Genomic DNA, 25683 nt, shown 5'->3' with positions numbered 1-25683 from the left:
TTGTCAACATCATATAAATTATATTATTTAAGTAAATAGTTTAGTTTACCAGGTTTAAAACTGAATTCATGATTTTTTCTCATGTTTTCTCAAAATATCTAATATAATTAAATTAACTCAATATAAATTCACACATTATACTGTTAGATATCTCTATTCCTCTCCCGCTTAAATATAGTCTATCATCTTTTAATATTAACATTTTATTGTTTATATATTTAGATATTACATTTCCATATACTGAATAAATGTTTTTACTAAATCTATTGTTAAAGTCATTTATAGATATTCCCTTTGCTTTTCTAAGACCCATAAACATAAACTCTTCCATATCATTATAAATAGAATTCTTATATTTATCCAATCTTAAAAATCTTCCCCTTGTACCTTCCAAAATATATTGTTCTATATTTTCTGTGTTTCTATACCTATACCCTTTTACATAGGAATGTGCACCTGAACCACAACCTATATACTGATTTAAATCCCAGTATACCAGATTATGTCTGCATACATTATCCTCCCTGCAAAAATTAGATATTTCATACTGTTTATACCCTTTTTTAAAAAGAAACTCCAAAGCAAAATTATACATTTCCCTTTCTTCTTCTTCAGAAGGAAGATCTAACCTGTTTTCTTCATATAAATTATAAAAAGGTGTACCTTTTTCTATAATAAGACTATAGCAGGATATATGCTCCGGTAAAATTCCAACTACATTTTTAAGACAACTTTTCCATATATCCAAAGTTTGCCCTGGAAGTCCAAATATAAGATCTACATTTATATTTGAAAAGCCTAAACTCCTTGCCATTTTATATCCTTCTAAGAAATCCTCCAAGGTATGAATTCTTCCCAAGTTTCTAAGGATATTATTTTGCCAGGCCTGAAGACCTATACTTAACCTGTTTGCTCCCATATTCCTTAAGAATATGAGTTTTTCTTTGGTAAAAGTGCCTGGATTTGCTTCTACTGTAAATTCCAAGTCTTTGGTAATATTCAGCTTTTCTACGGCTCTATATATATTATACCATGCATCCAAAGATAAATAGGTGGGAGTTCCCCCACCTATAAATATAGTGTTTATTTCCCTGCTTCCTATAGTTTCTATATCTTTGGCCAATGCCTTTGAATAATCAATCATAAGATTTTCTTTTCCACTGTAGGAGGGGAAATCACAATACAGACACTTTTTCTTACAAAATGGAATATGTATATATAAAGATATAGGCTTATTATAATTTACTTCCTCTTTATTACCATACATATCATAACCTCTTATTCTTCAGTTTTCAGTATAGCCATAAATGCTTCCTGCGGAATTTCCACCGTTCCTACCTGTCTCATTCTCTTTTTTCCTTCTTTTTGTTTTTCAAGTAATTTTCTCTTTCTTGATATATCTCCTCCATAACATTTTGCAAGTACATCTTTTCTCATAGCTTTAACTGTTTCTCTTGCTATAATTTTTCCACCCACAGCAGCTTGTATAGGTATTTCAAAAAGTTGCCTTGGAATTATGCCTTTCAACTTCTCAGCTACGTCTCTTCCTCTTTCATAGGCTCTTTCCTCTGGAACAATCATAGACAATGCATCTACTATATCTCCGTTTAAAAGTATATCAAGCCTCACCAGTTTAGCCGACTTATAGCCCTTTAGCTCATAGTCTAAAGATGCATATCCTCTGGTTCTTGATTTTAAAACATCAAAAAAGTTATATATTATTTCATTTAAGGGTATATCATAATTTAAGGATACTCTTGTAGTTTCAATATACTGCATATCCCTAAATACCCCTCTGCGATTTTGTGAAAGTTCCATAACCGCTCCTACATACTCAGAAGGAGTTATTATAGAAGCTTTTACTATAGGTTCCTCCATATGCTCTATTTCTGGAACAAGAGGCATATTGGTAGGATTTGTGAGTTCCACTACTGTACCATCTGTTTTTCCTATTTTATATATAACAGAGGGAGCTGTGGTTATTATGTCCAAATTAAATTCCCTCTCTATCCTTTCCTGTATGACATCCATATGTAATAATCCCAAAAATCCACATCTAAATCCAAAGCCTAATGCTACAGAGGTTTCCGGCTCAAAATTTAAAGCTGCATCATTTACCTGAAGTTTTTCCAGTGCTTCCTTTAACTCTCCATATTTTGCCCCATCTACAGGATATATACCACTGTATACCATGGAAATTACAGGTCTATATCCCTTTAAAGGTTCTTTTGCCTGATTCTTAGCTCCAGTTACAGTATCACCTACCCTAGCATCTCTCACATTTTTAATGGAGGCAGTAAAATATCCCACATCTCCCGCTTTTAATTCACCTCTTGGCATAAAACTTGGAACAAATATACCTGTTTCTGTAACTTCGTATATCTTTCCAGCAGCCATAAGCTTTATTTCATCTCCAGGTTTTATGCTGCCTTCCTTTACCCTTATATGGCAAACTACTCCCTTATAACTATCATAATTTGAATCAAATATAAGTGCTTTTAAGGGTGCATTCTCATCCCCCTGTGGAGGTGGTATTTTATTCACTATTGCTTCCAGCACCTGCTCTATATTATGGCCTGTCTTTGCAGAGACAAGAGGAGCTTCAGAAGCTTCTATGCCTATGACATCTTCTATTTCTTCTTTTACTTCCTCAGCCCTGGCACTTGGAAGATCTATTTTATTTATTACAGGCAGTACCTCAAGATCATGTTCCATTGCCAAGTAGCAATTTGCCAGAGTTTGAGCCTGAATCCCCTGAGTAGCATCTACCACTAGGATTGCTCCCTCACAAGCTGCAAGACTCCTTGAAACTTCATAATTAAAATCCACATGTCCCGGCGTATCTATGAGGTTTAATACATATTCTTCTCCATTTTCCCTTTTATATATAAGCCTTATAGCTTGAGATTTTATAGTTATACCTCTCTCTTTTTCCAATTCCATATTATCAAGTACTTGGGAATCCATTTCTCTTTCAGTAAGCGTTCCTGTCTTTTCAATTAGCCTATCTGCCAAAGTAGACTTACCGTGATCTATATGAGCTACTATAGAAAAATTTCTTATATATTTTTGTCTCTCGGTGTGCATACTATTTTCCTCCAATATTACTAACTACATGGATAGCTACAGTAAATTATATCATAACGTATATATAGTGAAAAGCCTATTATTTAGTAAATTTATCTTCTATGTTTTCAAGTATATGTTCCGTTCCGTCTGAAACCTTGGAAATTCCAGAATGAATCTCCTCTCCTATGAAATTTACAAGTTTTTTTGTACCGTTTTTAAAATTATATCCTATTTTATTATCTATACATAAAGAATATTCTCCCATATCCACCTTGAAATAAAAAGGCGAAAGGGAACAATTTATTTTAAAACTTGAATTATCTTTTATAAATTCAGGCAGCCTTGCACTGACAATTGTAAATCCTGAAAAAATTATTATTATAAAAATTGTAATTATCATCATAAACCTTTTTTTACTCACAAAAATCACCCCCATAACAAACAATGTTTACATTATAAGGATGATCCTTTTTATGAATTTTATACAAATTTTACTTATTAAGTATTTCTGCTATTATCCTGGCCACGTATTTGCCTGTAGCTTTAGATTCATCAGATGTATTTATATCGGCTCCTATTTCCATAAGTACTGCATTATTACTTCTGTCCTGATTAAAATACCTAGTCCCATAATTATAATAACAGATGCCTTTTGCAAGTCCAGGAAATAAATTATTAGAAGTTTCTATTATTTTATTTGCCATAATCATATTTTTGTCAAAGTGAGGGTTCTTTCTAGCCATTACCAACATAAATTTAGATACATTTTCTCCATTTAATCTGGCAGTAACTGCCTTTTTATCCTCCACAGAATCTCTATGAAGGTCTATTATAAGTTTAAAATCTCCATATTTTTTTAAATAATTATCTAAAGTTACAGAAGATCTTGCATAACTTTGAGTATAAGCCTCCGCATCATGAACCGTTTTGTCATTTATGGCACATATGCCATAATTATTTTGGAGTTCATTAACTATTACATCTCCCACAGCACAAACATTTTGTGTATTATCAAAACTGTTTGCTTCTCCTGGTTTATAGCTTTCCGTGGTGTGGGTATGATATATAAGCACCTCGGGTTTGCTGGTATCTAAAGTCTTTTTAAGACTTGAATTATATAAAGTTGCAGTTTTGTTTTCCAAATTCAAATCATTCTGGCTGTCAGCATTTGATGCATCACTGCTTTTCTTAATCTCTTTATCTTCTAATTTGAATTCATTAAAACTCACATCCCTTGAGTCATTTAAATCCAAAAAAGCCATTTCCTTTCCTAAAAGCGACAGTACATTACCAGTATTTAATCCTATCATTTTCAAAGCTGTATTTCTTATGGAAAAACTATTTTCTGCCATATCATCTTCTGAAAAAGAGGTGACTTTTACAGTGGACAAGGTGTAATTTAAAACTTGAACATAAAACATATTCCTCTTTTTATCACTGCTGTATGAATTAGCTTTTACCATGCAAGGCAAAATGATAACTAGTATTATGGTTACTGCCAGCATACATATTTCCAACTTGGATTTACCTTTGAAACTCTTTCTTCTGTAATTCAATTCCTTCTGCTTTAAACTCTTCAAAGCAGCTTTCCCCCCTCTCGTAAACTTATTACTGTTAATTTATATGAGAGGTGGATTAGATTTATTACTTAATCTAATGCCAACAAATGTATTTACTTCTTGACACAAATTAAAGTTTAATTTAAGAATGTATTTATATCATCTAAATCCAGAGCAGGCTGCAGCGCTATATTTATTCCATTTGCAATAATTTTTGAAATTGAATCTATAACTAAATCCACATCTTTAGGTGTTACCATTATATTTTCTCCATAGGGTTCCAATATTTCTTTTATCATTTTTTGTTTTTCCTCCTTATCTATGGATTTCAACACCTTATAAAATTCCTTTCCCTTTTCACTCTGATCTATCATTTCATCTAAAACTAAATCAATGGTATCATTTGCCATAGTAGCTGCATCCACTACTGTAGGTACTCCTATGGCTATTACAGGAACCCCTAAAGTTTTTTCACTTAATTCCATTCTTTTATTTCCTATGCCAGAACCTGGAGATATTCCTGTATTGCCTATTTGTATTGTAGTATTTACTCTATCCATCTTTCTGGAGGCCAATGCATCTATACACACTATAATATTAGGCTTTATTTTATCTACAACCCCCTTTATGATTTCCCCCGTTTCAATACCGGTAATTCCTAAAACCCCCGGTGAGATGACACATACCGGTCTTATTCCCTCATCTATTTTATCAGGTACCAGCTCCTTCAAATGTCTGGTGACCATTAATTTAGAGGCTGTTTTAGGTCCTAGAGCATCCGGCGTTATATTCCAATTGCCAAGTCCTACCACCATAGCTGTCATACTTCCATCTACATTTATTACTCCAGATAATACCTTACCCATTACCATACTTACTTTATCTCTCATATCTCCGTCATAATGGGTAAATTCGGGCATATCTATGGTTATGTAAGACCCCTTGGGTTTTCCCATAAACTTTTCCCCTACATCTTCCACTATATTTACATAAGTTACCTTTATATTTTCCTCCATTTTTTCTTCTATTTCCACTCCTGGAATGTTACTCCCAATCTTTTTTTCACATATTTCTTTAGCTTCTACTGCTAAATCCGTTCTTATACTAAACATTTATGTACCACTCTCCATTTATAGATTAACATTAGAATTTAATTTCATTCCTTTTCTACATATACAATTATTATTGCTTATTTTCTCCTTCAGTATACTCCCATACAAAGTTCAGAATATATTAAGTAATATCTTGAATTAGTATTAGAAATGGTACCTTCTGAATAAATCAAAGCTATCAAATTTACCCTTGAAGTGGTTAAAATTTAATGTTATAATAGCATTTGTTAAATATAATGAACTCATTGGTAAATTTCCCCAAGGCTGTTGAGATCTAATAATTAATAAGGGGGTGAAAGCATGGCAAACATAAAGTCTGCAAAGAAGAGAATAAAGGTTATAAAAACTAAGACACTTAGAAATAAGATTATAAAATCTTCATTAAAAACTACTATAAAGAAATTTTTAGCTGCAGTTGAAAGTGGAAATGTAGAAGAAGCTAAAGCTAGCTTTACTGCAACTGTAAAAGCTTTGGATATGGCAGCATCAAAAGGTGTAATTCACAAAAATAAAGCATCTAGAAATAAATCTAAGTTGGCTTTGAAATTAAATAAATTAACAGCATAATAAATAAACCGGTATTTGCCGGTTATTTATTATGCTGCTGTATTTATTATTAGAAGCTCTATTTCAATTTTTCCATCTGTAGACAGACTTTTTAATTTTTCTTCTGTATTTAAACATGCTTCTACGGCTCTTTTTAACTGGTTCAAGGTAAACTTCTTACTCTGATTCAACATAATACTGTATCCGTATTCCGATCTAATATTTAATCTTTCCATAATTTCTTTTTTGGTACTTCCACATTCCAGGTGTAATTTTATCTTCAATAAAATATTAAACTGTCTTTCTATCATAGACAGAATATAGTTTATCTTGACACCTTCATAAATAAGTTCATTTAATATGTTAAGTGCATCTTTTACTTTCTTATTGGATATGGCATTTACAAGATCAAATATATCTTCTTCGCTACTTTTTAAGAATACCTTTTTAATATCTTCTCTTTCTATATTTCTTCCATAGGTATAACAGCATAACTTTTCAACCTCATTTTCTATCATACTCAAATTGTTCTCATTCATAAGACTACAAAATATTCTAAGATCCACCTTTTTTATATCTTTACCTCTTTCATGGAAAAAATTTTGAACTTTATCTTCTAGCTGGTACCCTTTCATTTTATCAGTTCTTACTATACACAAGTGCTTATCAAACCCATATATCTTCTTACTTATTTTATCCCTTTTATTTTTAAATAAATAATACAATATCAAAACGCAATGCTTAGGTACATTCTTTAAATAATTTTGTATGCTGTCAAATTCATAAAGAAGTTTACTTTTATTGTTCTGCTCACCACTTATAAAAGCAGCCCTATATACAAGTACCACCTTTCTTTCACTCATAAAGGGCAGTGTTTCACAGGCATTTATTACAGGATCAAAACTTTCAAGAGAACTTCCATCAAATTTTATATAATTAAATTCGATAAAATCAGGTTTTATAATTTTCCCAACTAATTTTCTTATATTCTCTTTTATAACAAATTCATCTATTCCACAAAATAGATAACAATTTTCTATATTGCCTTTTTTTAAATTTTTCTCAAAAGTAAATACATCTATCATTTATAATCACTTCCATTTTATTTAAATAGAATGAACTATTATTTCACTTTAAAAAGCCTATTTAGTATTATACCATATTTCACATTTTCTTCATCCTTTAATGACAACTTTTTATGCTTGCTATCATCATATTTATTATGTAATTTTGCCTTAGGTATGTATACATAATTATCTTTCTTGAAAATCTCTACAGATTCTTTGTAATACTTGGTCAACAAAAAGTTAAATTCCTTATGTCCATTATAAAATTTAATCTTTATATTATCATCCGTGTTATGACACACTTTCAAATACATATCTTTACCTACTTTATATATAAAATTTTCTTCGGGATTGGTTATTATATTTTCTACATCTTCCCTATCCTTTATATCCCTTATCCACTGAGTATTAACATAGTCATAATTGCATATAAAAGCCCTGTTAAAACCCTTTTTTATAATTATACCCTCCCCATTTATGTTATTCATAAAAGCTATGGTAGGAATAAAAACATAACTTTGAAACAAAATCAGAACTGTGCAAACTATAGGTACATACTTAAACCTTTTATATCCTTTCCTGAACATAATAAAACTTATATAGATTACAATTATAAATATTCCATCTACATATCTTAAATAAATTATATCAGGACAGAACTTTAAAATAATTGTGTTGAGTATCTCTTCCAAGACAAAAATAAAATTTATAATCCATGAAACAAGCTTAAATACAGGTTTAATAAGATACACACACAGTGCTGCATTTCCTAAAATTACTACAAGCGAAAATAAAGGAATCAGAAATAAATTTCCCGCTATAAACCCAAAACTAAAGTTTTCAATGGTAAAAGCTATATATGGCATGGAAAATATTTGTGAACTTAAACTAAGACTTATATTGCTGGCAATTTTAGTAGGCAACTTAAATAACTTTCTATAAATTTTTTTATTGTATAATATCATTCCGAGAGTTGCCAGAAAAGAAAGTCCAAATCCAATATTTACTATATAATAAGGTTTTACAGCCATTAAGATCAAAGCTGATAAACTTAAAGAAGATATGCTGTCATATTCTTTAAAAAATATTTTAGATAACTTAAATATTAATATCATTATAAAAGATCTCATTGTAGCAGCACCCATACCTGTGAAAATCACATATAAGCTTGATATGCCTACAGCAACTTTAAGGCCAAATATAAACTCCAATACCTTATATATTATAGCCATATGAAAACCGGATACACTCACAGCATGGATTATTCCAAGCTTTTGAAACTCCTCCATTTGATTGTCACTCATATAACCAGTTTCTCCATAACAAAGAGACATAACCATAGCTGCCCTGTTTTCCCCTATGTACTTTTTAAATCTTTCATATATATTCTTTTTAAATATATAAATGCCCTGTATTATATCACTTTTACATATTTTATATTGCTTCAAAGTGTAATTTCCCACTATACCCTTCTCTATGTAAGGATTCCTTTTAAAACTGCCATGTGCCCTTATTTTTTGTCCTTCTTCAAGTAGATTAACCTTGCCATTCAATATAATTTTTCTTCCCTTAAGATCCCCTATAAAATAATAATCCTTTTTTTCCACTATTCTGATTTCAATAACTTCTTTAATATCAATATAAAAATATATATTAAAGGATACCGTTCCAAAAATAAAAAATAATATATTGAGAATACAAAACTTAATTTCCAAAGTTAATAACAACATAATAAAAAAAGAAACAGCGAGCACCGCTGCTATAAAAATATTATCCAGAAATGTTATGGCGGATACACAGCCCGCCCCCAAGGAAATAGAATAAAATGCTAGTGGCCTTTTTACAATATATCTGCCATACAAAAAACCACCTCCTGTTATCATTTTATCCCCAAAAATAACAGTTTAAACAAATTCCTCCCTTTGAAATTTATAAAAAATACAGAAAACAGCCCATATTAAAATACTTATTAGAAATACTTTTAAATAAATGCTATTATATAAAATCATAAAGTTACTTACAATTGACGTTATTATAAATTGAATAAGTGTATTTATAATTATAATTGAATTTGATATTCTATTTTTAAAAAACTTCCTACTTGAAAAGCTGTAGGTAAATATTACTGCACAGGTATTTAAAATCCAGAGGGAATTCAAAAGGGCAAATTGAACTTTATATAAACTACCTATATAAAAACCTATAAAGGCCACAATTCCCATTAGAAATCCACCAGTTATAGTAAACACAAAATTATCTGTAACTATGCTTTTATCAATAGAATAGTATGTATAATCTCCCTCTTCCTCTTTATATTGACATATAAGAGCTAAAACAGATAAAAACATAAGTATACTGTTAAACCAAAAGGATTCTGCCATAATATTATTTATAATATGAAAATTAAACAAGAAACTTCCTATTAGAAAGGTTAAAAGTGCAAAATTACAGCTTATAATATATACAATTATTTTCTTAAATACTTTCATTATTTTTCTTGAATCTTCTATAGTACCTAAAATAGTCATAAAATCCATATTATCAGTAAATATATCACATAATCTCTTCACTATTTTACTTTTTGTATTTGTTATTCCCACATTAGATATTTTAAGGGCGGGTAAGTCAGTAAGTTTCCATCCTGTTATGGCGGTAACATAACCATAACCTTTTAACGCTTTTACTATCTGCACCTTGTGCTTTGAATTTACCCTGCAAAAAATATTAACTTTCTCTCCAATACGTTTAAATTCACTCTCTGTCATATTATCTATTTCTACTCCAGATAATATTTGGTGAAGCCTGGATACAATCTTTAATTTTTTTCCTATAGCTAGTGACGCAAGTTTATTATCTTCTGTAATTATAATGGGTCTGATAGAAAGAGCTGCGGATTTTTTAATAGAATCCACTGCATTTTCCTTTAGCATATTATCAAAGCCAATCAATCCTACAAATACAAGATTACTTTCGATATTCTCTTTGACACTAGGTTCATAATTGAAATTTCTATAAGCAAATCCTACCACATATAGGCATTCACCGGACATATTAATATTCCAGTCTTTTATGGCTTTTATATCTTCATCTGTTATTTCAACTTCCACACCATTTTTAAATATATGGGTACATCTAGCTATAATAGAATCCGGTGCCCCTTTTACATTGGCTCTATACTTTTTGCTCATCTTATTTACAGTTGTCATTATGCGCCTTTCACTGTCAAATAAAATTTGAAATATTCTATTATTAGCTTCCTCTAATTCCCCTTTATAAATACCATTTTGTTGTCCAAATCTTACTAAAGCCAACTCTACTAAATTTTCTTTTGAATTTTCCACATTAGTTTTAACAGTTCTGATATCATTACACAATATGCCTATATTCAGCATTCTATATAGACTTTTTCCCATACTTTCTTTTGAAACTTCTTCATCTATATCGATAAGTCCATTACTGTCGTAAGCCTTTACAATTTCCATTCTATTCTTAGAAAAAGCCCCTACTTTATCCGTGCAAATAGCCGAAACTCTTGAAAGCTTTTCCAAGCTGGATAAGTCTTTGAAAAAAATTTTCTTCTTGGTCAGTTTTCTAAATAGTATACTACCTGAAAGTAAAATAATTATAATCATTAACTGAGGAATTGAACTCAAAAATATAAGAGATATATCCTTTAAATTAGTATAAAAATTCTGTTTAAATATAAAAGTCAATATCAACTGAATCACAGAAAGAACCCCTATAGAAATCAAAGTAAACATATTTAAAATTTTATGAAGCCTAAAACCAAAGGACTTCTTTTCTGTTCCCTCCTCAATTAAAAGCTTAACTATATTGGCTACTTGTGTATCCATGCCCACTGACACCACTATTCCTGTGCCATCTCCTGAAACCACAGAGGAGGATTTAAACAATATATTTTTCATATCTGACAAAAGTAATTCCTTATCATCTATTTTAGATTCATATTTTTCAGAAATAAAATTCTCTCCTGTAACAGAACATTCATCAACTTTCAAATCATTACTTTCTATAATTCTCATATCAGCAGGTATTCCTTCTCTTTCCCCTACAATAACTATATCACCAACTACAAGTTCTTCTGAAGGTATTTTTATAGTTCTTCCACTTCTTATTACCCTAGCCATGCCCAAATTTAATTTTTGCAATTCTTTAATATTTTTTTCTTCTTCATATCTTTCAAGTGCTACACATAATATATTAAAAAATATAACAGCTACGCATACAGCCCCATATATAAACATATTGAAATATACAAATACAACCATACACAAAATTAAAAATACAATCCAAATTTCTTTAAATTGTATAAACATAAGATAAAGCAGTCCTTTGGTAGAGGGCATACTAATTTTATTTTTCCCATATTTTCCCCTGCAGAGTTCTATTTCATCATCCTCCAGTCCATAATATACATTACTGTTTAACTCTTTTACCACTTCACTCCATGGATGTCTATACCAATTAATCATATCCCAACACCTTCCCATATCAAGTGATTGTAACTCATTTTACTTTGTCCTCAAATAATATTTATTACCTCATATAATAATCGATTTATACTATAATATACTTTAATATATAACTAAAATAAACCAGAACTTTTAAATTCTCATAAACAAAACTTAATTATTAAAGGTATTGTAGCCATAGAAAAAAGTGTGGACAATGAAACTATAAATACAGAATATTCTTTTCCCTTATTAAAATTCTCTGCAAAAAGAGAAGTTGTAGCACCTGCTGGCATAGCCTGCATTAAGATAAAAGTTTTCATAACTATAGAGTTATCTTTTAAAAAAATTGAAACTATATATAAGGCTGCAGGTATAAATAAAAGCTTAATAAAACTCCCATAATACATACTGACATCATTAATAAGATTTTTAAAATTAGACTTTGATAATAAACTTCCTATTATAAGCATGGATATGGGGGTAGTCAGCCCTCCTACTGCCTTCATGGTATCTTGGAGTACGGAGGGCACCTTTATAGAAAAGATCATAATTAAAATTCCAATTAAAGCAGATATTATTCCCGGATTTCTTAATATCTTTCCAACTTCTCTAATAGTTTTTACTTCGCTAAATAACATTATTCCATAAGTCCATACAAAAATATTAAAAACCATATTGAATATAGATGCATATATAATTCCTTCATTTCCAAAAATACTCTGAGTTATAGGAAATCCCATAAAACCACAGTTTGAAAATACCATAGCAAACTGAAGTACATCTCTCTTTTCCTTTCCAATCTTTATCAATAAAGGCTTCACTATTAATGGAGTTATGGTAAATATAAGTACTGCATAAATAAATGCCTTAACTATGTTATCTACTATATTCCTTTCATAAGTAAAACTAAAAGAAGATATGATCAAAAGAGGAAGAGTTACCTCTAGTAACAATTTAGAAAGTTGATTTGAAAAATTCTCATCAATAATATCTTTTTTCCCACAGTAAAAACCTATTACTGAAATTATAAATAATGATGCTATTTGTTTAATTACTGTATTCAATATCATACAATCCCCTTTTACAACAACTCATACTTTAAAAGTTCACATTATAAAATATTACTTTTTATACTCTTCTGCCAACTTTTTAAATACAGGTAATGCATTTAAAATTTGCTGTGTCTCTACACAATAAGAAATCCTAACATGGCCAGCACAGCCAAAATCATCTCCTGGTACCATTAAAAGATCATATTTTTTAGCCCTTTCACAGAATAAGTCTGCATCAGGCTCTAGGGATTGAGGAAATAAATAGAATGCCCCCTGAGGTTCTACACATTTATAACCCATTTCTATTAATCCATTATACAGTAGATTTTTATTCTTTTCATATATTGAAATATCAGAAGTCTGTCCAACACACTTTGCAACAACTTTCTGAAATAAACTAGGTGCGTTAACATAGCCAAGTATTCTACCTGCACCACAAATAGCAGCATAGGTATCTTTAAAGCTATCCATTTCACCAGGCACAACTATATATCCTATTCTCTCTCCTGGCAGGGATAATGACTTGCTATAAGAATAACAAACAAAAGTATTTTTATAATAATTGGTTATATAAGGTACCTCAATTCCTGCATATGCAATTTCCCTATAAGGTTCATCAGATATTAAATATATAGCATGTCCATATTCTTTGGATTTAGACTCTAAAATAGATGCAAGCTTTAATATGGTTTCTTCTGAATAAACAGCTCCTGATGGATTATTGGGAGAATTGACAATAACAGCTTTTGTATTTTTATTAATTCTCTTTTCAAATTCTGGAAAGTTTATTTGAAAACTTTCTATGTCCGCAGGTACAACTACAAGTTTGCCCCCTGAACCCTGTTCCACAAAGCACTTATATTCTGGAAAAAAAGGGGCAAAGGCAATGAATTCATCTCCTGGATTTGTTAATGCCTTAAAGCATATACTTATGGATGCTGCAGCACCTACAGTCATATATAAATTATCCTTTGTAAAATTTGTATGAAATTTTTTATTTATGGACTTTGCAATTGTATCTCTTACATTGTCGTCCCCCTGCGCGCTGGTGTATCCATGTACTGCAGTAGATTTTTCATGCTCTAATATATCCAAAATTGCATCTTTTACTGAATTCGGTGATGGCACATTTGGATTTCCCAGACTAAAATCATATACCTTATCTCTTCCAACTATAGCCGCCCTTTTCCTGCCAAATTCAAATATTTCTCTAATAGTAGATCTTTTACTTCCTAATTGCACCATATCTTTTGACAACATGTTTTTCCCTCCATAATTATATATATTATATTAAGTTTTTATCCAATTGAGATAGGGTTTCATAAGAAATACCCTTCTCCATCTCAACTTTCTAAAAGCATCAGTAGTATGTCATATAAATATTTTAAAATTATCTGAAATTTCAGTTTACCTTACATCCACTTTATCTCTTATTTTTTCTAAAGTTTTATCTCCTATTCTATCTATATTTTTTAAATCCTCTACTGATGAAAAACCTCCATTTTGTTCTCTATAATCCATAATTTTTTGTGCAGTTACATCACCTACGCCAGGTATAGTTTTTAATTCTTCCTTATTAGCAGTATTTATATTTATTTTTGCATTTTCCGATATCTTTACCTGTTCTCCATTTTGCTGCTGCACATGTTCATTATCTAACTTCTTATCTACATATACATAATCTTCATCTTTTAACTTTTTAGCCAAATTCAGTTTATAACTATTAGCCTCATTTGTAAAGCCCCCAGATGCTTTTACCAAGTCCTCCACCCTACTATCTTGTTCCAGCTTATACACTCCGGGATTCTTAACTTCTCCATTTATATAAACAGTTATGTTACTTGAAGATTGTTCTTTAATATTTGCAGGAGAAGACTGTTCTTTAAATATCTCTTCTTTATTACTGGATATATCCTCTACAGGTTTCGAATTAATATAAAATACTACTAAAAACAAACTAAGTATTGCTAAAATTACAGCAGAACCTATAATTTTCTTTTTATATTTCATTTTTTCCCTCCTAAAATATCTTTTTCTCTTGGATATTAAAATAAAAATATGTAAGCTGCATTATATTCTGGACTAAAATGGCTATAATTTAAGGATATATGGAACTTTATATATTTTTAATTTAAAATAAAATATATATTAAATACATAATTTATATTTGAATTATTGACAACTTTAAAAAAAATTTGTCGCATCTATATTATTTTTTTGATATAATATTTAATGATTATGTTAAAGGAGGAAAAAATGAAAAAAATAGTTACATTTATGTTACTTTTTCTAGCTATCTGCTATACTAATTCCTATAACGTTTACGCTACCCAAACACTTCCTTCTGTTTCAGCCGATAGTGCAGTACTTTTGGATGCTGCAACAGGTGAGGTTTTATATGCCAAAAATCCTGACTCCGCCTATCCCCCTGCATCCACCACAAAAATAATGACTGCACTTTTAACCCTTGAAAATACGAATCTAAACGATAAAGTAATAGTCGGTAAAAATCCACCTTTGATAGATGGAAGCAGAATAGGGCTTTACGAAGGTGAAGAAGTAACTGTAAAAGATCTGCTGTATGGCCTACTGCTGGCTTCTGGTAATGATTGTGCAGAGGCACTGGCAGAATACATAGGAGATGGTTCCTCAGAAAAATTTGCAATTAAAATGAATAAAAGAGCCCATGAACTTGGAGCTTATAATACAAACTTTGTAAATCCCAGTGGATTATTTAATGAAAAACACAAAACTTCTGCAAAAGACCTAGCCCTTATAATGAGAGAATTATGCAAGAATCCCGAATATTCAAAAATAGCCACTACACTATATTACACCATTCCTCCCACTAATAAATCAGCCCAAGAAAGAGGCCTATGGAATGAAAATAAATTGATACAACCAAACTCAACTTATTATTACAGTGGCTGTGAAGGCGGTAAAACAGGATACACCACACAATCTCTGCACTCTTATGTATCTGCAGCTACAAGAAATGGTCAACGTCTTATTGTAGCCCTAGTACATGATAAAGATAAAACTTTTTTTCAAGATTCCATAGCTTTGTTTAATTTTGGATTTGACAATTTCAGTCTTGTAAAATTGTATTCAAAAGGAGATTTAGTTACAACTTATAGTAAAAATGATCTCTCTGTACCGCTCATTGCAGCTTCTGATTTTTACTATATTAAAAATAAAGATGACACTGCCGTTCCCAGTTTCACCTTGAAAAATTCAAATTTATTAGTTAAGTTTTTTAATACCGGAGAAATAGTTGAAGAAGCCACTATATCCTTTAAAGGAAAGACTATAGGAAAATTAGATCTTCTAAGCAACTCCAGCCATTATGAAAAACAAACAATGGCCTCTACTCATATAGAAAATATTATAAAAAACAAACATATAATTTTTATATCAATTATGGTTATACTAACCATCGTAGTTTCTTTTACCATAAGAAGATTTGTTATTTCCAAATAAAATAGTTTTATTTACAATAAGGCATCCAAACTTAAAATAAAAAAGATGCCTTATTGTATCTCTTTTATTAAATGTGAAATATCTTCTGGTAGATTAGCTTCTAATTCCAATATTTTATTCCCCCTAGGATGAGGAAATTTGAGCTTGTAGGCATGTAGAGCCTGTCTATTTATATATTTATTATCTCCCCCTATTCCATACAGTATATCTCCATATAGAGGATGATTTAAATGGCTTAAATGCACCCTAATTTGATGTGTTCTTCCAGTTTTTAATATAAGCTTTAACATCTCACCATCTTTAAATTCTTCTATAACTTCATAATGTGTAATACTTCTTTGCCCCCTTTTATCCACAACTCTCCTTATATCATCTCCTTCTGGTCTATATATAGGTAAATCTATAATACCCTGTTTTTCTCTCATCTTTCCATGAATAACCGCAATATAACTTTTTTCAAAATCTTCACTTCCCATATCTCTCGATAGGCACATATGGGCAAACTGATTTTTTGCCACTATTATAAGTCCAGAAGTATCCATGTCCAGCCTGCTTACTAATCTCACTATACAATTTTCTCCGTTTTTTCTAAAATAATAAATAAGGCCATTGGCCAGAGTCCCACTAGGATAACTTCTTGTAGGATGCACTACTACTCCAGGTCTTTTATTTACTACTACTATATCCCTATCTTCATAAACCACTTCTATATCCATTTTTTCCGGGGTTATATTCTGGGATTCTTCCTTTACTAGATTAAAACATATAACATCTCCTGACTTTAATATATGATTAAGTTTTACCCTTTTGTTATCTATTTCTATTCTTCCACTTAAAGCTGCTCCTCTTATAAGCCTTCCTGAAAACTTTTGAATTTCTTTTAAATACTCCCTTAATTTTAATCCTTGTTCTTCTTCTTTAACTTCAAATACTATTTTATTTTCCTCCATTTAACTTCTCTCCTGTTAAATTATTATATAGCTTTAAAAGAGTGAACCTTTTAAAGTTCACTCTTTTAATATGTTGAATTAGTCTATTGATGCAATTACCTCTATTTCAACTAGAGCATCCTTGGGAAGTTTTACCTCTACACAGGATCTTGCAGGCATGTCTTTTTGAAAATATCTTGCATATACTTCATTTACCTCTGTAAAGTCAGACATATTCTTTATATATACTGTTGTCTTAACTACATTTTCAAAACAAGTTCCCGCTTCTTCAAGTATAGCTTTTATATTTTCAAGACATCTTTCAGTAGCTTTTTTTATATCTTCTGAAATCAACTCCCCAGTTTCTGGCACTAAAGGAATTTGACCTGATGTAAATAAAAAACCTCCTGCTTTTACAGCCTGTGAATAAGGACCTACCGCTCCAGGAGCCTTAGTTGTATTTATTATTTCTTTTTTCATTACAAAACCTCCTATACTCATAAATATGCTCTACATTCTACCTTTCTCTGCTGTGAAATACCAGATAATTTCTTCCTTCTATGGTATTTAAGTGTAAAAGCTGACCTCTATTTATCACTACTTGAATAGTATTATTGAAAGCATCCAGTATTGCACCATCTAGATCTATAAAAGCTTTCTTTCTAAGTTCCTCCACTCCCGGAAAATTTCTGGCAGGTTCTATATAATCTGCAATATATATTATTTTTTCCAGAAGATTCATATTTTTTTTCCCAGTGGTATGGCAAGCTACAGCACTCAATACTTCTTGATCAAAGACTCCCATGATTTTCTTTGCAACCACACTCCCTACATTACCGTGAAGAAGCTTTGGGTTCAATCTGCTTACTTCATCCACAAAAATTCCATTTTTATCTGCCAAACTTAAAATTTCATCATCTGACATATGTTTTGCACAATCATGTACAAGTCCAGCTAATGCTGCCTTTTCTACCTCTCCTTTATAGGTTTCAGCCAACTTTACAGCTGTTTTTTTCACATTCAAGCTGTGTTCATATCTCTTTTCTGACAATCTCTCCTTTAAATATTTTTTTATCTCCTCTTCACTCCACATCCTATATCACTCCAAAATAAAAATTATCCAACCTATTTATAAAGGTTTAATTGTTTTATAATATTACAAACACTTTCAGGCAAAAAGTAGTTTATATTTTTTCCTTCCTTTACACTGTTCCTTATAACTGTAGAAGAAATATCAAATAGAGGAGCATCTAAATATATTATGTTAGTAGAGTACTTATCTTCTATTTCCTTCTTCTGTTTTTTTATACTTTCTGTGGTAAATGCAGGAAAACCCGGTCTGTTAAATACTATAAATTTACATAACTTAAATATGCTATCCACTCTACTCCACTTTTCTATATTCATCAAACAATCTGCTCCAGTAAGAAAATACCATTCAGTTTCTGATTCCAAATTATTGAAATGCTCCAAGGTACTATAAGTATAACTCAAAGTAGGCTTATTTACTTCATAGTTGCTTACTATAAATTTACTTTCTGATCTTATAGCTACCTTTACCATTTCATATCTTAAAAAAGCATCTGTTATGCTCTTTTTTGCCTTATGTGGTGGATTTCCCGTGGGCATAAATACAATTTTATCTAATCCCAATCTATATACTGCCTCATAAGCTATATGTATATGCCCGTTGTGTATAGGATCAAAAGTCCCACCAAAAATAGCCTTCTTAATCATCTATGTTCTCTCCATTATAATATATAATCAAATTCAAAATCATTGAGTCTAACTACATCTCCATCTTTAATTCCCATATCCATTAACTGCTGCATAACTCCTTTATTTTTAAGTACCTTATGAAAATATCTCAATTCGTTCGCATCGTTTACATTAATACTTTCCAATAACCTGTCAACAAAACTTCCTTTAATCAAATATACATTTTCCTGTTTTTCTATTTCATAGGTAAACTTCTTTTCCTCTGGTATAAATTTGTCTTCTTCACTTATATACATATCTGTTACAGGTATATTAGCAAGTGAAGCTGCAGCTTCCTTCATAAGTTCTATCACCCCCTGCCTGGTGGCTGCAGATATTTTAAAAACTTTATTATATCCTAAACTTTCTACTTTTTTCTTAAAATTCTGGAACATACTATCATCATACAACATATCTGCTTTATTAGCTGCAATTATCTGAGGTCTATCCCAAAGCTTTACATCATATTTTTTCAACTCTTCATTTATCTTGATGAAATCCTCAAAGGGATCTCTTCCTTCTAATCCAGATATGTCCACCACATGTATTAAAAGCCTAGTCCTTTCAATATGCCTCAAAAAGTCTATCCCAAGGCCCACTCCTTCTGCCGCTCCTTCAATTATACCTGGTATATCCGCTATAACAAAACCTTGTATTCCTGGAATATTCACCACTCCCAAATTAGGCGATAATGTTGTAAAATGATAGTTTGCAATCTTAGGAGCTGCTTTTGTAACTACAGACAAAAGAGTTGATTTACCTACATTTGGAAACCCCAGAAGTCCTACATCTGCCAAAATCTTAAGTTCCAAGGATATGTATCTTTCTTCTCCTGGCATTCCTGGTTCAGCAAAATCCGGTGCCTGCCTCACAGCAGTGGTAAACCTTACATTACCTCTTCCTCCCTTTCCGCCTTTTGCTACTATATATTTATCTCCGATATGGGAAAGATCAGCCATTATCTTATTTGTCTCCACATCTCTTACAACTGTTCCTAAAGGCACTTTTATATATAGATTTTCTCCATTTTTTCCAAAACACTTAGAGCCAGAACCATTTTCACCCTTCTCTGCAATATACTTTTTCTTATATGAAAAATCTAAAAGTGTCGTAATTTCTGGCTCTACTGTTAATATGATATCTCCACCTTTTCCTCCATCTCCACCATCTGGCCCACCTCGAGGTACATATTTTTCTCTTCTAAATGAAACAGAGCCATTTCCCCCACTGCCTGATTTTACAAATATTTTAGCCCTATCTACAAACATACTAATCACTTCCTTATAATAAAGTTATGAAACAATTCTTAGATCTAGATAAATATGCATATAGCCATTACCTTCCTTAACCTAACAACACTTACCAAATGGCACAACAGTTATACTCCAAATTCAAAAAAATTTGGAGTATAACCATAGTACATCAGTCGAAATTACATTTTCAAAAAAGCACCCTCTTATCAGGGTGCCTCAATAACAACTATTCAGCTACTAATTCTTCTACCTCTAAAGGATATACGCTGGCTTTCTTTTTTGTCTTTCCATATCTTTCATATCTAACTATACCATCTACCTTGGAAAACAAAGTATCATCAGAGCCTCTTCCTACATTTTTTCCAGGATGAATTTTAGTTCCCCTCTGTCTAACTAATATATTACCTGCTAAAACAAACTGCCCATCAGCAGATTTGGTTCCAAGTCTCTTGGATTCACTATCTCTACCATTTTTTGAACTACCCATACCTTTTTTATGAGCAAATATCTGAAGATTCATAATAATCATAAATTACACCTCCTCCATTTCTTTTACAACTATATATTCACCAAAGTTAATCTCAATACTCTTTAATCCAAGTAACATAGTTTTCATAAGCACCTGGCACTTTGAAACATCATTTTCCTCCATGCCATTCAGTGAAAAACTTAAAAAACCATCCTCTAAGGAATATTTTATATTTAAATTTAAAACTTCTGTTATTCCGATTAAAATACTCTGGGATATTGCAGAAACAGCACTACATACCATGTCATATCCTTCATCCACTGATTCTGCATGGCCTTTTACTATAACTGAAACTAAATTATCACACTTTCTATTAAATACTGCTTCAATCATAACTTATGCATCAATTTTTTCAATTTGCAACTTAGTGTATGGCTGTCTATGTCCCTGTTTCTTTCTGTAATCTTTTTTAGGCTTATACTTAAACACTATAATTTTTCTTGCTTTTCCCTGCTTCAATACTTTAGCCTTTACTTTAGCTCCTTCAACTACAGGTTTTCCAACAACTAATCCTTCGTCCTTGTTTACCATAAGTACTTTGTCAAGTTCAATTGTAGAATCAACTTCAGCCTCTAATTTTTCAACATATATTATGTCTCCTTCTGAAACTTTATACTGTTTTCCTCCAGTAGCTACAACTGCATACATAAAAACACCTCCTCAATCCAGTCTCGCCTAAAAGGTATATTAGGAAAAACTTTCCAAACAATTTACATAACCTTTTTTGAGCGGTCTACAGCTGTCATTTTAACACATATGCCTCTCTTTGTAAAGTTCTTTCAATTTACTCTGAAATTCATAAAATTTTCTATATCACTTGCAAATAAAAGTGCTTCTAACTTGAAATATAGTCTTTTTCCATAGGTAATATATACTCTCTTATCTTCACCACCTATGTCTTTTACAAAATCCTTAATATTCTTTTTTATATAACTTTCATAATAAGGATCTATCTCAATATGAATATCCTCTACATTATTTTCACAACACATATTTAAAATTTCATTTCTAATAAGTAAAGTCATATAAGATACTTTCATTTTCTTACCCGTTCCCTGACAGCATCCACACTCTTCTTCTATGTAATCATTTATAGATTTACCCACTCTTTTTCTAGCTATCTGTACTAAATTCAACTCTGTAAAAGGATATATTACAGTCTTATTTTTATCCATTAAAAATCCTTCTTTTAATTTATCCATAACTTTTTTCTTATTTTTATTATTGTCCATGTCTATAAAATCTATAAGTATTATACCATTTAAATTCCTAAGTATTATTTGTGCTGAAATTTCTTCTGCGGCCTGAAGATTAGTTATAAGTACAGTTTTATCCATAGCATTACCCTTTATATTTTTTCCTGAATTAACGTCTATTACAAACATGGCTTCTGTTTTATTTATCACTATATACCCGCCGCATTTTAAATCTATTTTATTATTCCTCAAATTTAATATCTTATTTTCCAGTTCATAATGAGAAAATAGACTTTTATTTCCTGTATACAATTTCAAATTTACATGTGCATTATGTAATCCTTTTAAAAAATCTTTTACATATTTATAATCCCAGGGATTATTCGCATATATTATAAAATCATTACCAACAAGTTTATCTCTAAGTACTTCTCCCAGTATTCCTCCATTATCAAACAATAACCCCGGTTTTTTCAGATATGCGGCATATTTCATTATCTCATCATATTTTATATATAATTTTTCCATTTCACTGCATACTACTTCCATAGGAACATTTTCACTTTCAGTTCTTATCATAAGTCCAACCTTTGCAGGCAATTTTAATGATTCTGATATACTTTTTTTGAAAGATTCACTATGTATCTTCTTTGAGAATTGTATTCCATTATAAGAACTATTTAACACACAATATTTTCCCGGAATACTTACATTTTTTACAATCTTAGCCCCTTTCTTGCCCTGATCTTCTTTCACAACTTCTCCTATAACCATATCTCCCTTTTTCAAATTAAGGTTTTTAAATTTTTTATCCATATACATATAGGCATTCCTTTTGCATCCTATATCTATAAAAGCACATTTTATAGCCGGAACTATATTTTTAACTACACCCATATATATTTCTCCGGGATAAGCATTCCCATCTTTCTCCCTTATAAGGCATTCCTTGACTATTTTTTGATGTGTTATAATTATTCTTAAAACTTTTGATGTTCTCTCAATAAATATTTCTTTCAAATATAATTCACCTCTTCTAAAAGCCTGATGTCTAAAAAATAAACTTTAATACATTTTTTCTACATATTCATATAACGGAACTAAGTTATTTTCCATTTCCCCATACATTTCCTCTCTCATTATATTAACAAAAGAGTTCTTATCAGCCCCTTTAATATTGTCTTTTATATAATCTGATAGGAGTGCTGGTGACAAATTGTCAACACTTCCACTGGAAATAGTAGTATCTAAAATCAATTTATTGCCATAGACAAAATAATCCATATATTTTACCAGTACCTTTATATTTATTTCTTTTTCTCCTTTTTTAGTTTTCTTTAAACTATTCCAGGCTATCATATTCATTAAATTCTCCATGTGTATTTCTATTTTGCTGGTGTCCTTGAAGGGTATTTGTATATTATACTTAGCCGCCCTGACTGCCGCCATGGATTTAAATACCTTTTTACTTTCCATATTATAAACTTTATTGACTTTTAATATTTCTATGCCTAAAGGAGCATTCCTATTTAATTTTTCTAAGATTTCTTCCTCTGACACTCCTTCTTCAAAATACAAGTCCATATATTCTCCGCAGGAATATATTCCAACAGCAAGAGGTTGGGCTATAGACATATTTATATGGGGGTTGAATCCTTTTGAATATTCCACTGGAAGATCTGTTCGCTTTATCATTCTCTGCAAGGTTCTCATTAAATCCAAATGTCCTATAAACTTTATACTGTCTCTTTTACTGAATTTTATTAAATACTGATCCTTCAAAGCATTTACCTCCTAAGTTAACATTCACCCCACAATTTTTACATCCCTTTCTACAATCAGGAGTTACTAAAGCTTTTTTAGCCTTTTCATTTTCTCCTATTAAAAATTCCTTATCCACTCCTATGTCTATGAAATCCCAAGGAAGAGTTTCATTATAACTTCTACTTCTATAAATATAAAAATCTGAATTTACTCCACACTCTTTAAACGCTTCCATCCATAATTCAAAATTAAAATATTCAGACCATCCATCAAACTTAGCCCCTTTTTCATAAGCTTTAACTAATACATCACACATTTTCCGATCTCCTCTGGCAAAGGCTGTCTCCATATAGCTTACTGGTGTTTCATGCCAATTATATACTATATTTCTGCTTTTTATAGAGGATCTTAAAACTTTAATTTTTTCCCTTATCTCCTCCATTTTAGCTTGAGATGACCATTGAAAAGCAGTAAAAGGTTTAGGTACAAATATGGATGTGCTAACTGTTATCTTAAGTCCTCTTTTTCTTACATTTTTAGGAGTTTTAAAATACTCATCTACAACTTTTTGAGATACTTCTGCTATACCTTCTACATCCTTCACATTCTCATAAGGAAGTCCTATCATAAAATACAATTTTATAGTAGACCACCCGGACAAGAATGCACTTTTTACAGAATTCATTAAATCCTCTTCCGTAACACCTTTGTTTATTACATCTCTCATCCTCTGGCTGCCTGCTTCCGGTGCAAAAGTAAGACCTGTCTTCCTTACTTTTTGAATTTCATTTATAAGTTCTACAGAGAAAGAATCTATTCTAAGAGAGGGAAGAGATACTCCCACCTTTTTCTTTTCATATTTTTCAATAAAATTATAAACTAAATTTTTCAAATCAGAATAATCACATATACTTAACGAAGTTAATGATACTTCAGAATAGCCAGTATTTTTTATTAATTTATCTGCCTGTTCCAACAATTTTGATGTATTTTTTTCTCTTACAGGTCTATATATCATACCAGCCTGACAAAATCTGCATCCCCTTGTACATCCCCTAAAGGTTTCAAGAACTATTCTATCATGTACTATATCTGTATAAGGTACTATAAGTTTATCTGGATAAACCACATCATTAAAATTCTTAATTATTCTTTTGGTAATTTTTTTAGGTACATCTTCATATATAGGGATAAATTCTTTAATGGTATCATCCTCATTATAATATACTTCATAAAGGGAAGGTACATATATTCCTTCTATATGGCATACATTCCTTAAAAATTCCTTTTTATTTTCCTTATAATTTTTGTATAAATCCATAACTTCATTGATTTGTTCTTCTGCTTCTCCTATACAAAATAAATCAGCTATATCCCATAATGGTTCAGGATTATATGTACAGGGTCCCCCACACATAATTATAGGCATATCTTCTCCCCTTTCAGAAGCTCTAACTGGCAATCCTGCTAAGTTTAACATATTTAAAACATTAGTATAACTCATCTCATACTGCAGAGTAAATCCTATAAAATCAAAATTACCTATGGGTTCCTTACTTTCAAGTCCGTATAAATATATGTTATTTTTTCTCATAAGTTCTTCCATATCCGGCCAAGGTGCAAATACTCTTTCACAATAAGTATCTTCCCTTTCATTCAATATGTAATATAATATCTTCATACCTAAATGCGACATACCAACTTCATACACGTCTGGAAAACAAAATGCATAACGAATGTCTATTTTCTCTTTATCTTTTATATAAGAATTTATTTCACCACCAATATAACGACCGGGTTTTTCCACCTTAAATAGTATATCATCAGAAATTCTATTCATTAAAATCCTCCTCTTAGGTATTATCATTATATTTTAGCATACCCCTAAATAATT

The 25683-nt window shown here is 30.8% G+C and carries 24 protein-coding genes; 2 read left to right on the top strand and 22 right to left on the bottom strand.

The genetic code is table 11. The annotated features are described in order from the left end of the window. Nucleotides 1-112: 112 nt before the first annotated feature. From hemW to gpr, 5 genes are all read right to left on the bottom strand, one after another. Entirely contained in the window at nt 113-1267 is a 1155-nt protein-coding gene (gene hemW / locus V7Q02_RS05930; RefSeq protein WP_333860090.1) for a radical SAM family heme chaperone HemW, read from the bottom strand. Between the two features lie 11 nt (nt 1268-1278). Beyond that, entirely contained in the window at nt 1279-3087 is a 1809-nt protein-coding gene (gene lepA, locus V7Q02_RS05925; protein WP_333860089.1) for a translation elongation factor 4, read from the bottom strand. Between the two features lie 79 nt (nt 3088-3166). After that, nucleotides 3167-3490, bottom strand: a complete 324-nt coding sequence (locus tag V7Q02_RS05920) for a hypothetical protein (protein ID WP_333860088.1) — start codon at nt 3488-3490, stop codon at nt 3167-3169. Between the two features lie 70 nt (nt 3491-3560). Next, the gene (locus V7Q02_RS05915; RefSeq protein ID WP_373844592.1) at nt 3561-4625 is read right to left on the bottom strand and encodes a stage II sporulation protein P; all 1065 of its coding nucleotides are present in this window, start codon (nt 4623-4625) and stop codon (nt 3561-3563) included. A gap of 140 nt (nt 4626-4765) precedes the next feature. Further along, entirely contained in the window at nt 4766-5740 is a 975-nt protein-coding gene (gene gpr, locus V7Q02_RS05910; RefSeq protein ID WP_333860087.1) for a GPR endopeptidase, read from the bottom strand. Nucleotides 5741-6040: 300 nt separating this feature from the next. Between gpr and rpsT the strand changes: the two genes are divergently transcribed. Beyond that, a complete protein-coding gene (gene rpsT / locus V7Q02_RS05905; RefSeq protein WP_333860086.1) occupies nt 6041-6307 on the top strand; it encodes a 30S ribosomal protein S20 in 267 nt (88 codons plus the stop codon). Nucleotides 6308-6336: 29 nt separating this feature from the next. On the opposite strand, the gene holA is transcribed toward rpsT, so the two are convergent. From holA to V7Q02_RS05875, 6 genes are all read right to left on the bottom strand, one after another. Then, nucleotides 6337-7371: a DNA polymerase III subunit delta gene (gene holA, locus V7Q02_RS05900; RefSeq protein WP_333860085.1), complete on the bottom strand. Its 1035-nt coding sequence runs from the start codon at nt 7369-7371 to the stop codon at nt 6337-6339. Nucleotides 7372-7409: 38 nt separating this feature from the next. After that, nucleotides 7410-9215 carry a ComEC/Rec2 family competence protein gene (locus V7Q02_RS05895; protein WP_333860084.1) on the bottom strand — a complete coding sequence of 602 codons (1806 nt, stop codon included), beginning with the start codon at nt 9213-9215 and terminating at the stop codon, nt 7410-7412. Between the two features lie 42 nt (nt 9216-9257). Further along, entirely contained in the window at nt 9258-11846 is a 2589-nt protein-coding gene (locus V7Q02_RS05890; protein WP_333860083.1) for a cation-transporting P-type ATPase, read from the bottom strand. Between the two features lie 140 nt (nt 11847-11986). After that, on the bottom strand, nt 11987-12898 hold the full coding sequence (locus tag V7Q02_RS05885; protein WP_333860082.1) for an AEC family transporter: 912 nt from the start codon (nt 12896-12898) through the stop codon (nt 11987-11989). 51 nt (nt 12899-12949) lie between these two features. Further along, nucleotides 12950-14140, bottom strand: coding sequence for a pyridoxal phosphate-dependent aminotransferase (locus tag V7Q02_RS05880; protein ID WP_333860081.1), 1191 nt, complete (start codon nt 14138-14140; stop codon nt 12950-12952). A gap of 147 nt (nt 14141-14287) precedes the next feature. Beyond that, nucleotides 14288-14890 (bottom strand): helix-hairpin-helix domain-containing protein, encoded by a 603-nt coding sequence (locus tag V7Q02_RS05875; RefSeq protein ID WP_333860080.1) that lies wholly within the window; start codon nt 14888-14890, stop codon nt 14288-14290. 246 nt (nt 14891-15136) lie between these two features. Here V7Q02_RS05875 and V7Q02_RS05870 point away from each other — a divergent pair, with 246 nt between their 5' ends. After that, nucleotides 15137-16360, top strand: a complete 1224-nt coding sequence (locus V7Q02_RS05870) for a D-alanyl-D-alanine carboxypeptidase family protein (RefSeq protein WP_333860079.1) — start codon at nt 15137-15139, stop codon at nt 16358-16360. Nucleotides 16361-16410: 50 nt separating this feature from the next. Here V7Q02_RS05870 and V7Q02_RS05865 read toward each other — a convergent pair whose 3' ends face one another. The 11 genes from V7Q02_RS05865 to V7Q02_RS05815 form a co-directional block, all read right to left on the bottom strand. Continuing rightward, nucleotides 16411-17310, bottom strand: coding sequence for an RluA family pseudouridine synthase (locus V7Q02_RS05865; protein WP_333860078.1), 900 nt, complete (start codon nt 17308-17310; stop codon nt 16411-16413). 78 nt (nt 17311-17388) lie between these two features. Beyond that, nucleotides 17389-17769 carry a RidA family protein gene (locus V7Q02_RS05860; RefSeq protein ID WP_333860077.1) on the bottom strand — a complete coding sequence of 127 codons (381 nt, stop codon included), beginning with the start codon at nt 17767-17769 and terminating at the stop codon, nt 17389-17391. Nucleotides 17770-17806: 37 nt separating this feature from the next. Next, nucleotides 17807-18382 (bottom strand): bis(5'-nucleosyl)-tetraphosphatase (symmetrical) YqeK, encoded by a 576-nt coding sequence (gene yqeK / locus V7Q02_RS05855; protein ID WP_333860076.1) that lies wholly within the window; start codon nt 18380-18382, stop codon nt 17807-17809. Between the two features lie 32 nt (nt 18383-18414). Further along, complete coding sequence (gene nadD, locus V7Q02_RS05850) at nt 18415-19026, bottom strand: nicotinate-nucleotide adenylyltransferase (protein WP_333860075.1); 612 nt, start codon at nt 19024-19026, stop codon at nt 18415-18417. 14 nt (nt 19027-19040) lie between these two features. Then, the gene (gene obgE, locus V7Q02_RS05845) at nt 19041-20315 is read right to left on the bottom strand and encodes a GTPase ObgE (RefSeq protein WP_333860074.1); all 1275 of its coding nucleotides are present in this window, start codon (nt 20313-20315) and stop codon (nt 19041-19043) included. 211 nt (nt 20316-20526) lie between these two features. Next, nucleotides 20527-20829: a 50S ribosomal protein L27 gene (gene rpmA, locus V7Q02_RS05840; RefSeq protein ID WP_333860073.1), complete on the bottom strand. Its 303-nt coding sequence runs from the start codon at nt 20827-20829 to the stop codon at nt 20527-20529. 3 nt (nt 20830-20832) lie between these two features. Beyond that, on the bottom strand, nt 20833-21162 hold the full coding sequence (locus V7Q02_RS05835; RefSeq protein WP_333860072.1) for a ribosomal-processing cysteine protease Prp: 330 nt from the start codon (nt 21160-21162) through the stop codon (nt 20833-20835). A gap of 3 nt (nt 21163-21165) precedes the next feature. Continuing rightward, nucleotides 21166-21477 carry a 50S ribosomal protein L21 gene (gene rplU, locus V7Q02_RS05830; RefSeq protein WP_333860071.1) on the bottom strand — a complete coding sequence of 104 codons (312 nt, stop codon included), beginning with the start codon at nt 21475-21477 and terminating at the stop codon, nt 21166-21168. Between the two features lie 131 nt (nt 21478-21608). Beyond that, complete coding sequence (locus tag V7Q02_RS05825; protein ID WP_333860070.1) at nt 21609-23045, bottom strand: ribonuclease E/G; 1437 nt, start codon at nt 23043-23045, stop codon at nt 21609-21611. Between the two features lie 45 nt (nt 23046-23090). Then, nucleotides 23091-23807 carry a TIGR03936 family radical SAM-associated protein gene (locus V7Q02_RS05820; RefSeq protein ID WP_333860069.1) on the bottom strand — a complete coding sequence of 239 codons (717 nt, stop codon included), beginning with the start codon at nt 23805-23807 and terminating at the stop codon, nt 23091-23093. After that, nucleotides 23776-25629, bottom strand: coding sequence for a TIGR03960 family B12-binding radical SAM protein (locus V7Q02_RS05815; protein ID WP_333860068.1), 1854 nt, complete (start codon nt 25627-25629; stop codon nt 23776-23778). Before V7Q02_RS05815 ends, V7Q02_RS05820 begins: the two co-directional genes overlap by 32 nt. Between the last annotated feature and the right edge of the window lie 54 nt (nt 25630-25683).

Origin of the sequence: Clostridium sp., from assembly GCF_036781005.1 — a bacterium.
In the GTDB taxonomy this organism is placed as follows: Bacteria; Bacillota; Clostridia; order Clostridiales; family Clostridiaceae; genus Clostridium_B.
The sequence above is the reverse complement of the archived record's forward strand: the minus strand, read 5'-3'. Positions and strand labels throughout refer to the sequence as shown.